The sequence below is a fragment of the Achromobacter arsenitoxydans SY8 genome, from assembly GCF_000236785.1.
Classification (GTDB): domain Bacteria; phylum Pseudomonadota; class Gammaproteobacteria; order Burkholderiales; family Burkholderiaceae_B; genus Achromobacter; species Achromobacter arsenitoxydans.
In genome coordinates, this window is record NZ_AGUF01000021.1 from 127,213 (window position 1) to 141,107 (window position 13,895).

A 13,895-nucleotide genomic window follows, 5' to 3' on the forward strand; every position below is an offset into this window, starting at 1 on the left:
TTTGGCGGGATATTGCTCTGCACCATCCAGGTGCAATCCGTCTGGAATTCTTTTGTAACAATGGCCGGAGCGTCCCCGCTGAACTCCGCTTGAACATCGGCTCCGGGAAAACCCCTTAAACGGGTAAAATCCATTCTTTGCACCCCTCTTTATACGGCGCCCGCATCGTGTCCCTAGTTCAGCATCTGCCTGGTTCCTCCGTCCTGTCCTCCTTCCGTCGTGATCGTCTTCTGGCGCAACTGAAGGAAGCCGGCCTGCCGGTGGCCGACATATCCGCCCGCTACGAGCACTTCGTCAGCACCGACGCCGCCCTGACGGCCGAACAGCAGCAGCACCTTGCCCAACTGCTGGACTACGGCACGCCCAGCACGGCGGACGCCCCGGCCAAGAGCCTGTCGTTGCTGGTGATCCCACGCCTGGGCACGATCTCGCCGTGGGCCAGCAAGGCCACCGACATCGCCCACAACTGCGGCCTGTCGTCGGTGCACCGCATCGAACGCGGCGTGCGCTACGTCATCACCCCGGAACGCGGCCTGCTGGGTACGAAGTCCTTCGACGACGCCATGCTGGCGCGTGCGGCCGACTGCCTGCACGACCGCATGACCGAAACCGTGGTGGACGCCAGCTTCGACGGCCAGGCGCTGTTCCAGCCGCTGGCCGGCAAGCCCATGCGCACGGTCGACGTCCAGTCGCGCGGCGCCCAGGCGCTGGTCGAAGCCAACACCACGCTGGGCCTTGCCCTGTCCGACGACGAAATCGAATACCTCGCCAAGTCCTTCACCGACCTGGGCCGCGATCCGACGGACGTCGAACTGATGATGTTCGCGCAGGCCAACAGCGAACACTGCCGCCACAAGATCTTCAACGCCCAGTGGGTGATCGACGGCCAGGAACAGCCCAACACGCTGTTCGGCATGATCCGCGCCACGCACAAGGCGCAGCCGCAGGGCACCGTGGTCGCCTATTCCGACAACGCCGCCATCATGGAAGGCGGCCCCGCGCAGCGCTTCCAGGCCGGCGTGCCGGGCGTGACGGGCGAGGGCGCCGAAGGCGCCAAGTACATCCGCCGCGACACCACTGTGCACACGCTGATGAAGGTGGAAACGCACAACCACCCGACGGCGATCGCCCCGTTCCCCGGCGCATCCACCGGCAACGGCGGCGAAATCCGCGATGAAGGCGCCACGGGCCGCGGTTCCAAGCCCAAGGCCGGCCTCACGGGCTTCACCGTGTCGCACCTGCGCTTCGACGACGCGCTGCAACCCTGGGAAGCCGACCACCACGGCCTGCCCGACCGCATCGCCTCGCCGCTGTCCATCATGATCGACGGCCCCATCGGCGGCGCCGCGTTCAACAACGAATTCGGCCGGCCCAACCTGCTGGGCTACTTCCGTTCGTTCGAACAGACCGCCGGCGGCACGCGCTGGGGCTACCACAAGCCCATCATGATTGCGGGCGGCCTGGGCAGCATCGACGCCGGCCTGACCCACAAAGACGTCATTCCCCCCGGCGCGCTGCTGATCCAGCTGGGCGGCCCGGGCTTCCGTATCGGCATGGGCGGCGGCGCCGCCTCCAGCATCAGCATGGGCAGCAACTCGGCCGAACTGGACTTCGACTCCGTCCAGCGCGGCAACCCTGAAATCGAACGCCGCGCCCAGGAAGTCATCGACCGCTGCTGGCAGCAAGCCGAAAACAACCCCATCATCGCGATCCACGACGTGGGCGCGGGCGGCCTGTCCAACGCTTTCCCGGAACTCGTGAACGACGCCGGCCGCGGCGCCATCTTCGACCTGAAGCGCGTGCCCCTCGAAGAGTCGGGCCTGTCGCCCGCCGAAATCTGGAGCAACGAATCCCAGGAACGCTACGTCCTGTCGATTTTGCCCAAGGACCTGGAACGCTTTGACGCCATCGCCCGCCGCGAACGCTGCCCGTACGCGGTGGTGGGCGTGGCCACCGAAGAGCGCCAGCTCCGCGTGGTCGACGGCGAAGGCCTGCCCGGCCTGGACACCGTCCGCCCGCAAGGCGACGCCGAAGTGCGCCCCGTGGACGTGCCCATCGACGTCATCCTGGGCAAGCCGCCGCGCATGACGCGCGACGTCAAGCGCCTGCCCGGCGTGTCCGAACCCCTGGACCTGGCCGGCATCGACCTGACCGAAGCCGCCTACCGCGTGCTGCGCCACCCCACGGTGGCCAACAAGTCCTTCCTCATCACCATCGGCGACCGCACCGTGGGCGGGCTGTCCAGCCGCGACCAGATGGTCGGTCCGTGGCAGGTGCCCGTGGCCGACTGCGCTGTCACGCTGGCCGACTACGAAGGCTTCCGCGGCGAAGCCATGTCGATGGGCGAACGCACCCCCATCGCCATGCTGGACGCCCCGGCCTCGGGCCGCATGGCCGTGGCCGAAGCCCTGACCAACCTGGCCGCCGCCGACGTGGCGCGCCTTGAAGACATCAAACTGTCCGCCAACTGGATGGCCGCCTGCGGCGTGGCCGGCCAGGACGCCGCGCTGTACGACACGGTGTCGGCCGTCAGCGAACTGTGCCAGGCCACCGGCCTGTCCATTCCGGTCGGCAAGGACTCCCTATCCATGAAGACGTCCTGGGAGCAGGACGGCGAACAGCGCCAGGTCGTGGCGCCGGTGTCGCTGGTCGTCACCGCGTTTGCGCCGGTGGGCGACGTTCGCGCCAGCCTGACCCCGCAGCTGCGCACCGACGCGGGCGACAGCGTCCTGATCCTGATCGACCTGGGCCGTGGCCGCCACCGCATGGGCGGTTCCATCCTGGCGCAGGCCTACAACCAGGTCGGCGAAACCGTGCCGGACATTGATTCGCCGCAGGACCTGCGCGCGTTCTTCGTCACCATCCGCACCCTGGCCGAAGCCGGCACCATCCTGTCCTACCACGACCGTTCCGACGGCGGCCTGTTCTCCACCCTGGTGGAAATGGCCTTCGCGGGCCGCACCGGCATCTCGGTCAACCTGGACATGCTGACCTTCGATCCGCAGTCGGCCGATTGGGGCGACTACAAGATCCGCCCCGAACAGGTGGCGGTGCAGCGCGACGAACTCACCCTCAAGGCCCTGTTCTCGGAAGAGGCGGGCGCCGTGATCCAGGTGCCGGCCTCGCAGCGCGACGCCGTCATGCAGGTGCTGCGCGGCGCGGGTCTGTCGGCCCACTCGCACGTTATCGGCGGCCTGAACGGCGCCGACGAAGTCGAGTTCTACCGCGACGGCAAGAAGGTCTGGGGCCAGCCGCGCGCCGATCTCGGCCGCGCCTGGTCCGAAGTGTCCTACCGCATCATGGCGCGCCGCGACAATCCCGCGTGCGCCCAGGCCGAACTCGACGTCTGGAACGACACCAAGGACCCGGGCATGAGCCCGAACGTGTCCTTCGACCCGCAGGAAGACGTAGCCGCCCCGTTCATCAACACCGGCAAGCGTCCGCGCGTGGCGATCCTGCGCGAGCAGGGTTGCAACAGCCAGGTTGAAATGGCCTGGGCCTTCGACACTTCGGGCTTCGAGGCCATCGACGTCCACATGACCGACCTGCTGTCCGGCCGCGTGGACCTGGCGCAGGTGCAGGGCCTGGTCGCCGTGGGCGGCTTCAGCTACGGCGACGTGCTGGGCGCCGGCGAAGGCTGGGCGCGCACCATCCGCTTCAACAGCAAGCTGTCGGATCAGTTTGCCGCATACTTCGCGCGCCCCGACACCTTCGCGCTGGGCGTGTGCAACGGCTGCCAGATGATGGCCGCGCTGGCCCCGATGATCCCGGGCGCCGAATTCTGGCCGCGCTTCACGCGCAACCAGTCGGAAAAGTACGAGGCGCGCCTGTCCATGATCGAACTGCCCAAGTCGCCGTCGATCTTCTTCGCGGGCATGGAAGGCGCTCGCGTGCCGGTCGCCGTGGCCCACGGCGAAGGCTATGCCGACTTCTCCCAGCAGGGCGACGCCAGCCGCGTGCTGGCCGCCGCGCGCTTCATCGACAACAACGGCAAGGCCACTGAAGCCTACCCGTTCAACCCGAACGGCAGCCCGGGCGGTCTCACTTCCGTCACCACCGCCGACGGCCGCTTCACCGTCATGATGCCGCACCCGGAACGCGTGACGCGCAACGTCATGATGTCTTGGGCGCCTGAAAAATGGGGCAATGCGGACACGGGCGGCGCCTACAGCCCGTGGATGCGCATCTTCCGCAACGCGCGCGCCTGGCTGAAGTAATACCGGGCCATCAAGGCCGTTGCCCAAAACACCCCGCCGTCACCGGCGGGGTGTTTTTTTGGGGACACCGACAAGGCGCCCCAGCGCGTGTAACCCAATGAGATATTTAACTTTTCATTGCATTGCGCCGTTAAGGGGATAGCGTAAGTAAGTAACCCCCGGAGTGGCTCGCATGTTCAAGAACTTAAGTATCCGCGCAATCCTGACGACGGCCTTGGCCGTCTTTTTTGCTCTCTTTCTAGTGACCGGCATTGCCGTTTACCAGCAACTCACCTCCAACCGCACCTCCATCGAGGTGATGCTGGACACCAACCTGGTCCGCGCCAATTCGCTGGACGACGCCGCTTCCGAGCTGCTGCGCGCCCGCGTGGTGCTGCTGGCGGCGCAAAGCGCACTGCTGGAAGGCAAGAGCCTGGACAACATGGCCAGCATGCAGCGGCTGGACGGCTACGTAAGCAAGGCAACCGGCCTGATCGACGCGGCCCGCAAGGTGCCCGAGCAGTCGCCTACCGGCAAGCCGCTGTTCGAGGCCGCGCTGGCCGCCTACGACGTCTATGCGCGCGAAGCGATCGTGCCGCTGATCGGCGCCATCCGCTCGGGCAACGCCAAGGAAGCCGGCCGCATCAACCTGGAAAAGGTCACGCCCATGGGCATCACCTTCACCCAGTCGATCCAGCAGTACGTGGACTTTGCCGACGAGGTCGGCCAGCGGGTGGCGCGCGAATCCGCCACGCGCATCAATGCCGCGATCGTGTTCCTGATCTGTCTGCTGATTGTGGTGGCGGCGCTGGTCGTGGGCCTGTATGTCGTCTTCGGCCGTTCCGTGTTCCGTCCGCTGCATGAAGCCGGACGCCTGTTCGACCGCATCGCCAACGGCGACCTGACCAACCGCATCGAACAGCGCGGCAACAACGAGATCGGCGTGCTGTACGCCGCCGTCAAGCGCATGCAGGACAGCCTGGCGCGCACCGTGTCGGCCGTGCGCCTGGGCGTCGAGGAAATCCACACCGGTTCGCGCGAGATCGCCGCGGGCAACATCGACCTGTCTTCGCGCACCGAGCAGCAGGCGGCATCGCTGGAAGAAACGGCGGCCAGCATGGACGAACTGTCTTCTACCGTGAAGAACAACGCCGAAAGCTCGCGCAGCGCCGCTCAGCTGGCGATGGCCGCGTCCGAGGTCGCCTCGCGCGGCGGCCTGGCGGTGGGCGATGTGGTGGGCACCATGCGCGGCATTGCCGACAGCTCCAATCGCATTGCGGACATCGTGGGCGTGATCGACGGCATCGCCTTCCAGACCAACATCCTGGCGCTGAACGCCGCCGTGGAAGCGGCGCGCGCGGGCGAGCAGGGCAAGGGCTTCGCGGTCGTGGCCAGCGAAGTGCGCGCCCTGGCGCAGCGCAGCGCCGCCGCCGCCAAGGAGATCAAGGGTCTGATCGACGATTCCGTGCAGAAGGTGTCGGTGGGTTCGGACCAGGTGGAAGCCGCCGGCGCCACCATGCAGGAGATCGTGACCTCGGTGCGCCGCGTGACGGACATCATCAACGAGATCTCCAGCGCCTCCGAAGAGCAGTCGCAAGGCATCCAGCAGGTGAACCAGGCCGTCTCGCAGATGGACAGCGTGACGCAGCAGAACGCCGCGCTGGTCGAAGAGGCCGCGGCGTCCGCGGCGTCGCTGGAAACCCAGGCGCAGCGCCTGCGCGAGGCCGTGGCGGTGTTCAAGCTGCAGACCGGCCGCGTGATCGACGCCGAGGCGCCCGCCCTGGAGAGCCGCGGCGGCGAGCCCGCACTGATCGGCGCCTGATCCGCCAATGAAAAGCCGGCCATGAAGGCCGGCATGCAAGTTCCTGCCTAGGCCCCGAGCGCAACGCGCCGGGGCCTTTTTTGCACTTACTGGTCCAGCTGGATCCTGGCGTCGGCGGCCACGTTCTTCCACTTCTTCACGTCGTTGGCGATCACGTGCTGGAAGTCGTCCGACGAACCCGCCACCACCGTGCCGCCCAGGCTGGCCATCTTGGCCTTCACGTCCGGCGTGTTCAGCGCCTTGACCGACGCGTCATGCAGCTTGGTCTTCACGTTTTCGGGCAGGCCCTTGGGCGCCAGCAAGCCATTCCACGCGTTCGCTTCGTAGCGCGGCAGGCCGGCTTCCTTGAACGTCGGCGTGTCCGGCAGTTCCGGCGAGCGCACGTCGGCAGCGATCGCGATCGGACGGATCTGACCGCTCTTGATGTAGGGCAGAGAGGCAGGCACCGGTTCCCAGATCATCGACACCTGGCCGCTGATCACGTCGGTGAAGGCCGGGCCCGCGCCGCGGTAGGCGATGTGCATGAGCTTGGAGCCCGTCATCGACTTCATCAGTTCCATGGCCAGGTTGCCCAGGCCGCCCGCGCCCGACGACGCGTAGGTGAACTTGTCCGGATTCGCCTTGGACTGCGCGATCAGCGCATTCAGGTCGGCGGCGGGGAAGTCCTTGGTGACGCTGAGCACGCCCGGCACGGTGACCAGCTGCGTGATGGGGGTGAAGTCTTGCGACGCGTCGTACGTCAGGTTCTTGTAGACGGCGGGATTGGTGCCGTGGGTGCTGGAAGAGGCCAGCAGGATGGTGTAGCCGTCGGGTGCGGCGTCGGCCACATAGCGCGTGCCGATCGAGCCGCCGGCGCCTGCCTTGTTTTCGACGACCACCGTGACGCCCAGCTCGGTGCCCAGTTGCGCGGCGAAGACGCGGCCGATGATGTCGGCGGTGCCGCCCGGCGCGAACGGCACGATCATGCGGATGGGCTTGTTCGGATAGTCGGCCTGCTGCGCCGATGCGCCAGCCGCCAGCGTGGCGCCGGTGAACAGCGCCAGGGCGATGGTCGTTTTCTTAAAGGTCATCTCTATCTCCACGAGAAGGTTAGTCGAGGCTGCGGTCCAGCCAATCGACGATCAATCCGGCAATGTGGTCGCTGTTGCGGTCCAACATGCAGAAATGGGAATTGCCGGCGATGCCGGCAGCGGGCAGGTCCAGCACGTCGGCGGGTTGGCCGGCCGCGCGCAGGGCGTTCCAGTAGGCGTCCGTCTGGCTGCGGTAGCGCTGCCAGGTGTCGTCCCCGTCAAAGTGATCGCCCCAGACCAGCAGTTGCGGGGGCAACTGACAGGAGGCCTGGGCCGGGGTGCCGGTGGGCTCCACCGCCACGACGGCGCGCACGGTGGCCGCGTATTCCTGGGCGAGCTGGGTGGCGAAGCCTCCGCCCTGGCTGTGGCCGACCAGGATGCAGGGTCCCGCCAGGTCGAGCAGGTCGCGATAGGCGTCCAGCGCCATGCCGCCGTGCGTCAGCCAGCGCGGCACGAATTGCTTGGTGAAAGTGTCGAAAGCGTCCACGGGGAACTGTTGCCCCGGATATGCCCGGCGCGGTTCCCCGGCGGGGGCATAGCCTGCGGCCGGGCCGATGCGGAACAGGCGCCACGCCTCTTCCTTGGAGCGGAAGATGGGCGCGGAGTCGTACACCTGCGGGTACATCGCCCACGAGGCGCGGCCGCGCTCCGGCGCGTCGGACACGAATACGTCGTAGCCCGCCTGCAGCAGCCGCCAGAGCCAGCCGTCGCGGCCGTCCGGCGTGCTTTCCCACTGCGCGCCCGTCATGCCGCCACCGTGCCACAGCAGCACGGGGTAGGGGCGGCGGGGTTCGGCCAACCGGTATTCCTGGACGTACAGCTGTCCCGCGCTGTAACCGCCGTTCATGTCGATGAGCCGCGGCGACGCGTTGCCGACCACTTTCTGCTGCTGCATGGGCAGCCCGCCGGCCACGACCTCGGCGCCGCCCAGGTAGTGGCTGCGGATGGACTTGAGCAGGACGGGTGCGTTGGGCATAGGGTTTTCCAGTAGGGATTGCGGGGATGTTAGTTGCAAGGTGTTTCTACGTTGTGCAAAATGCGCACTCGCTGTGCCAGAACGGCACAGACGATGAGCCGCATGCGGACGACCAGCCCAGCCGGGACGAACATCAGGCGGGCAAGGGGCTTGGAAGAGAGACACGGATGGATATCAAATGGCTGGAGGACTTCGTCGCCCTGTCGAAGTCGCGCAACATGTTCCAGGCCGCGGAGGCGCGCAACGTGACGCACCCGGCCTTCGGGCGCCGGATCAAGGCGCTGGAGGAGTGGGCGGGCGTGCCGCTGGTTGAACGCGGCCACCAGGTGTCCACGCTGAACGCGGCGGGGCGAGGCATGCTGGCCGCCGCCATCGACGTGCTGGACATCCTGCGCGAGACACGCGAAACGCTGCAGAAGCCCGAGCTCGAACGCGCCCGCAAGATCACCATTGCATCGGGCAAGACGCTGGCGCATTCGGTGCTGCCGGGGCTGATGGCGGGGGTGCAGCGCGGCCTGCCGGCATTCCAGCTGAAGGTGGTCACCACAACGCTGAACTACGGGGTGGACATGCTGGAGGACGGCGAGGTCGACTTCCTGCTGTGCCATGCGCACGAGCCGCTATACGCCAAGATCGACAATCCCAATTACCGCTGCCGACGCGTGGGCGCGGACAAGCTGGTTGCCGTCTCGGCGCCCGTCGCGCCCGGCGGCCGCTATCCCCGATACGCCGTGCCCAAGCTGGCCTCGGACCCGCCCGTGCCGTTCCTGGCCTACGCCGACAGCATGTCGCTGGGCCGCATCCTGCACGACAAGCTGCGCGGACTTTGCGAAGTGCCGCTGCTGCAGGCCACGTACGAATCGGACCTGGCCGACGCCCTGCATGCAATGGCGCGCCAGGGCTTTGGGCTGGCCTGGCTGCCGCACACGCTGGTTGAATCCGACCTGCGCGACGGCAAGCTGGTGCGCGCAGACGGCGCCCGCAACGACATCCACATGGAGATCCGGCTGTACCAGTCGGTCGGCAACGCCAAGCCGCTGGCGCGAGAGGTATGGGGCCGGATCGAGGCGTACGCGGCCAGGTAGCGCACAAAAACCGCCACCTGCGCCGCTCAGGCATAAAATACCGGTTTGCCCCCACCCCGCACACAGGAAGCCAGCGCCATGAACGCACGCATCCCCGAAGACGCACTGCCGCCCACCCTCGATCCCAAGGCCCTACAGGACTTCGTGGACGACAAGTGGGACAACGAAATCATCGCCGCGCTGACCGACTACATCGCCATCCCGGCCAAGAGCCCGGCGTTTGACGCCGACTGGGAAAAGAACGCGTTCATCGAGCGCGTGGTGCGCGACGCGGCGCAATGGGTCGAAGCGCAGAAAGTGTCCGGCCTGAAGCTGGAAGTGGTGCGCCTGCCGGGCCGCACGCCCGTCATCTTCTTCGACGCGCCCGCCACCCGCAGCGACAACGGCGACACGGTGCTGCTGTACGGCCACCTGGACAAGCAGCCCGAATTCTCCGGCTGGCGCGCGGGCCTGGGCCCGTGGACGCCCAAATACGAAGACGGCAAGCTCTACGGCCGCGGCGGCGCCGACGACGGCTACGCCGTGTACGCCTCGCTGACCGCCATCATGGCGCTGGACAAGCAGGGCATTCCGCGTCCGCGCTGCGTGGGCATCGTGGAAACCTGTGAGGAATCGGGCAGCTACGACCTCCTGCCGTACGTGGACGCGCTGCGCGACCGCCTGGGCAACGTGGCCCTGGTGGTGTGCCTGGATTCGGGCGCCGGCAACTACGACCAGCTCTGGATGACCACCTCGCTGCGCGGCATGGTGTCGGGCACCCTGGAAGTCCAGGTGCTGGACGAAGGCGTGCACTCGGGCGACTCCAGCGGCGTCGTGCCGTCGTCGTTCCGCATCCTGCGCCACCTGCTGGACCGCCTGGAAGACAGCGGCACCGGCCGCCTGCTTCCGCAAAGCCTGCACTGTGAAATTCCCGCCGATCGCATCGAACAGGTGTCGGCCACCGCCCGCATCCTGGGCGACGAAGTCTGGCGCCGTTTCCCCTGGAGCTGCGGCGCCGACGGCGGCTTTGTGCTGCCCATGACCACCGAACCGGAACAGGCGCTCCTGAACCGCACTTGGCGCCCGACGCTGTCGGTGACCGGCGCCGAGGGCCTGCCGCCCCTGTCCAGCGCCGGCAACGTGCTGCGTCCGCGCACCGCGTTCAAGCTGTCGCTGCGCCTGCCGCCGCTGGTGGACGCCGTGGCCGCCTCGCAGGAAATCAAGGAACTGCTGGAAGCCGACGCGCCCTACAACGCCAAGGTGATCTTCAAGGCCAACGAAGGCGCCGCCACCGGCTGGAACGCGCCCGCGACCGTGCCCTGGCTGACCCAGGCCCTGGACGCGGCCTCGCAGCAGTACTACGGCGCGCCCTGCGGCTACATCGGCCAGGGCGGCACCATTCCGCTGATGAGCATCCTGCAGAAGGGCTTCCCGCAAGCCCAGTTCATGGTCTGCGGCGTGCTGGGCCCCAAGTCCAACGCCCACGGCCCCAACGAATTCCTGCACGTGCCCTACGGCAAGAAGCTGACCGCCGCCGTGGCCCAGACCATGGCCGCCATGCCCGCCGCCTGACGCGCGCGCATCCCATGCAGAGCGCGGGGCCGGCGGCCTTGCGCTCTTTCTTTTTCCAGGATTGCCCCGATGATTTCCACTTCCGACGCCTACGCCAACGTGGTCGCAGAAACCCGCCACTGGCTGAACCAGGCCGTGATCGGCCTGAACCTCTGTCCCTTCGCCAAAGCGGTGCAGGTCAAGGACCAGATCCGCTTTGCCGTCAGCGACGCCACCGACGCCGAAGGCGTGCTGACCGACCTGCAGGACGAACTGGCCCTGCTGGCCGAAACCGATCCCGAAAAGATCGACACCACGCTGCTGATCATCCCGGACGCGCTGGACGACTTCCTGGAATTCAACGACTTCGAAGACCTGTCGGACCGCCTGCTCAAGCGCATGCGCCTGGTGGGAGAACTGCAGGTCGCCACGTTCCACCCGCAGTTCCAGTTCGCCGACACGCAGCCCGACGACATCGAGAACTACACCAACCGCTCGCCGTACCCAATCCTGCACCTGCTGCGCGAGGACAGCATCGACCGCGCGGTGGAATCCTTCCCCGATGCCGCCGAAATCTACGAAAAGAACATCGACACGATGCAAAAGCTTGGCCTGGAAGGCTGGAAGAAGCTGATGACCAAGGCCTGAGGCCGGCGCCATCCGCATGGCGCTTTGGGCGGCTCCGGGATATCCCTAGATGGCCCATCGGTTGGATTGAATACAATATACGATCAATGTGGCCGCCGCCGCTCGGCGACCGGCCTGTACGTTCTTCCCCTTTTCATTGTCTTGCCTCGCGGCCCGTTCCGAGCCGCGTTAGCCGCTGCCTTTGTCTGGAGAGCCGTATGCGATTCACCCGCCGTCATGCCCTGGGCGCGCTTGCCGCGCTGCCGCTGATCTCGCGCCCGGCCTGGGCCCAGCAGAATGCCTTCCCGACGCGGCCCGTGCGTCTGCTGGTGGGCTTTGCGCCCGGCGGACTGACCGACATTGCCGCCCGCGCATTGGCCGACCGCATGGGCAAGACCCTAAAGCAAAACGTCGTCGTCGAGAACCGTCCTGGCGGGCAGGCCATCATCGCCACCGTGGCGGTGGCGCGCGCCGAACCGGACGGCTACACGCTGGGCTTCGCGGGCACCAACGGCATGATCCTGAACCCGTTGCTGTACAACAACCTGCCGTACCAGCCGTCGGACTTCAAGCAGCTTGGTTCGATGGGCAAGTCGCCCATGCTGCTGATCGTGCATCCCGACCTGGGCGTGAAAAACGTGCAGGAGTTCATCGCGCTGGCCAAGAAAAAGCCCGGCGACATCACCAGCGCCCATGCCGGCCGCGGCGTGATCAACCATCTGGCCTTGCTGCACTTCCAGTCCAAGACGGGCACGCAATTCCAGGACGTGCCCTACAAGGGCAGCGGCCCCGCGCTGCCGGACCTGATGGCCGGCACGGTGCAAAGCACCTTCGACTTCCCGACGTCCGCGCTGCCCAACATCAAGTCCGGCAAGCTGCAGGTGCTGGCCGTCACAGCCGACAAGCGGCTGTCCAGCCTGCCCGACGTGCCCACCATGAAAGAGGCCGGCGTCGACGGCTTCGAGCTCTACACCCGCATGATGATCTCCGGCCCCGCCGCCATGCCCGCCGACGTGGTCAAGACGCTGGAAAACGCCGTGCGCGAAGGCACGCGCGATCCCAGCCTGGTGCAGCAGTTCGCGGACCAGGGCGTGGCCGTCGAGTTCACGTCGTCGGCCGACCTGGACAAGGTCATCGCCGACGAATCCGCCATGTGGGCGCAGGTCATCAAGGCCAACGGCGTGCCCAAGACCGACCTGAAGGCTTAAGGAGGCGACCGTGACACAGCCCAGCATTACCGTAACGCCCCAGCGCGCGCTGATCGACGTCGAGCGCGACATCCGTATCGAAGGCTTTCCCGCCTACGCCTTCATCACCGTCACGGCCAGCATGACCATGTGCGGCGCAACCTGGCGCTCGGAAGCCGTGTTTGTGGCGGGCCACGACGGCCGCCTGGACCTGCGCCGCGATTGCCCGGTGTCCGGTTCCTACGCCGAGCCCGCCGCCATGGGCATCGTCTGGTCCATGGCGTGCCAGGACATGGACCGCGTCGTCTTTCCGCCCGACCGCACCGATGCGCTGACGGTGCACATCCGCGCCGAAGGCGGCGCGCTGTCGGCCGAGGCCACGCTGGTCCAGGAATTCCTGGCCGAGGGCGTCACGCATCGCGCCGTGCGCGAAGACATCGGCGGCGCGGTGCTGTCGGGCGAACTCTATACGCCGGCCGGGCCCGGACCGCATCCCGTCGTGATCTATATGAACGGCTCGTCGGGCGGCGTGAACGCGCCGCGGGCGGCCCTGTTCGCGGCGCGCGGCTACCAGTGCCTGGCGCTGGCGATCTTCAACTACGACGGCCGCCCCAAGTACCTGAACGACATGCCGCTGGAATACTTCGAGGCGGCGCTGAATTGGGTGCGCAAGACCCTGCAGCCGCGTGACGGTTTCGTAGCCGTGTCGGGCATCAGCCGGGGCGGCGAAACCTCCTTGCTGGTGGCCTCGCACTATCCCGACCTGGTGAGCGCGGTGGTGGCCTACGTGCCGTCGCCCGTCACGCACGGCGTGGTCAGCGCGGGCGCGCCGGGCACCGGGCGCAATGCGCAGGTCTGGACCAAGGGCGGCGAGCCCTTGCCCCATCTGTGGCAGGACAACGCCACGGCCGACTGGGACGCCGCCTATGCGTCCGATCCGCCCTATCGCCAGACCCATGCTTTCCTGAGCGCCTCGCGCGATGCCGCGGCATTCGAGCGCGCCCGCATTCCGGTGGAAAACTACCCGGGTCCGGTCATGCTGGTCAGCGCGTCGGACGACGGTTTCTGGCCCAGCACCGCGTATTCGGAGATGGTGGTGCGCCAGCGCCAGGCGCATGCCTTGCCGACGTTCCACTATGTCTGCACGGGGGCGGGCCATCACGTCCACTATCCCCATCTGCCGGCCACCCTGATCAGCAAGCCTCATGCGATGTCGGGGCTGCTGCTGGATGCGGGCGGCACGCCGCCGGCGAATGCGGCGGGCAATGAAGGGTCTTACCGCGCCGTGCTGGACTTCCTGGCGCAGGCGCGGCGGGGGCTGGGTACCGACGAATAGGCAAGGGCCGGCGCAGGGCCGGCCCTTTCATGATCGCGCCAGGCTCAACGGCCGGCGCGCATCACT

At 67.3% G+C, this 13,895-nt stretch carries 9 protein-coding genes; 7 read left to right on the forward strand and 2 right to left on the reverse strand.

The window, feature by feature from the left end:
- Window positions 1-167 precede the first annotated feature (167 nt).
- Window positions 168-4,217: a phosphoribosylformylglycinamidine synthase gene (gene purL / locus KYC_RS04780; RefSeq protein WP_008159389.1), complete on the forward strand. Its 4,050-nt coding sequence runs from the start codon at window positions 168-170 to the stop codon at window positions 4,215-4,217.
- Window positions 4,218-4,389: 172 nt separating this feature from the next.
- The gene (locus KYC_RS04785) at window positions 4,390-6,018 is read left to right on the forward strand and encodes a methyl-accepting chemotaxis protein (protein ID WP_008159390.1); all 1,629 of its coding nucleotides are present in this window, start codon (window positions 4,390-4,392) and stop codon (window positions 6,016-6,018) included.
- Window positions 6,019-6,104: 86 nt separating this feature from the next.
- Here the strand turns inward: KYC_RS04785 and KYC_RS04790 are convergent, their stop codons facing one another.
- A complete protein-coding gene (locus tag KYC_RS04790) occupies window positions 6,105-7,088 on the reverse strand; it encodes a Bug family tripartite tricarboxylate transporter substrate binding protein (protein ID WP_008159391.1) in 984 nt (327 codons plus the stop codon).
- 19 nt (window positions 7,089-7,107) lie between these two features.
- Window positions 7,108-8,064, reverse strand: coding sequence for an alpha/beta hydrolase (locus KYC_RS04795; RefSeq protein ID WP_008159397.1), 957 nt, complete (start codon window positions 8,062-8,064; stop codon window positions 7,108-7,110).
- Window positions 8,065-8,231: 167 nt separating this feature from the next.
- Here KYC_RS04795 and KYC_RS04800 point away from each other — a divergent pair, with 167 nt between their 5' ends.
- The 5 genes from KYC_RS04800 (at window position 8,232) to KYC_RS04820 (ending at window position 13,829) form a co-directional block, all read left to right on the forward strand.
- Complete coding sequence (locus KYC_RS04800; protein ID WP_008159398.1) at window positions 8,232-9,149, forward strand: LysR family transcriptional regulator; 918 nt, start codon at window positions 8,232-8,234, stop codon at window positions 9,147-9,149.
- Between the two features lie 78 nt (window positions 9,150-9,227).
- Entirely contained in the window at window positions 9,228-10,700 is a 1,473-nt protein-coding gene (locus KYC_RS04805; protein ID WP_008159400.1) for a M20 family metallopeptidase, read from the forward strand.
- A gap of 69 nt (window positions 10,701-10,769) precedes the next feature.
- Window positions 10,770-11,327, forward strand: a complete 558-nt coding sequence (locus KYC_RS04810; RefSeq protein WP_008159402.1) for a DUF1415 domain-containing protein — start codon at window positions 10,770-10,772, stop codon at window positions 11,325-11,327.
- Window positions 11,328-11,524: 197 nt separating this feature from the next.
- Entirely contained in the window at window positions 11,525-12,514 is a 990-nt protein-coding gene (locus tag KYC_RS04815; RefSeq protein ID WP_008159409.1) for a Bug family tripartite tricarboxylate transporter substrate binding protein, read from the forward strand.
- 10 nt (window positions 12,515-12,524) lie between these two features.
- Window positions 12,525-13,829 carry an alpha/beta fold hydrolase gene (locus KYC_RS04820; protein WP_008159410.1) on the forward strand — a complete coding sequence of 435 codons (1,305 nt, stop codon included), beginning with the start codon at window positions 12,525-12,527 and terminating at the stop codon, window positions 13,827-13,829.
- Window positions 13,830-13,895: the final 66 nt, after the last annotated feature.

Coding starts and splice junctions, on each gene's coding strand:
- KYC_RS04805 (WP_008159400.1), top strand. CDS start 9,228: ATGAACGCACGCATCCCCGAAGACGCACTGCCGCCCACCCTCGATCCC.
- KYC_RS04785 (WP_008159390.1), top strand. CDS start 4,390: ATGTTCAAGAACTTAAGTATCCGCGCAATCCTGACGACGGCCTTGGCC.
- KYC_RS04810 (WP_008159402.1), top strand. CDS start 10,770: ATGATTTCCACTTCCGACGCCTACGCCAACGTGGTCGCAGAAACCCGC.
- KYC_RS04790 (WP_008159391.1), bottom strand. CDS start 7,088: ATGACCTTTAAGAAAACGACCATCGCCCTGGCGCTGTTCACCGGCGCC.
- KYC_RS04795 (WP_008159397.1), bottom strand. CDS start 8,064: ATGCCCAACGCACCCGTCCTGCTCAAGTCCATCCGCAGCCACTACCTG.
- KYC_RS04815 (WP_008159409.1), top strand. CDS start 11,525: ATGCGATTCACCCGCCGTCATGCCCTGGGCGCGCTTGCCGCGCTGCCG.
- KYC_RS04800 (WP_008159398.1), top strand. CDS start 8,232: ATGGATATCAAATGGCTGGAGGACTTCGTCGCCCTGTCGAAGTCGCGC.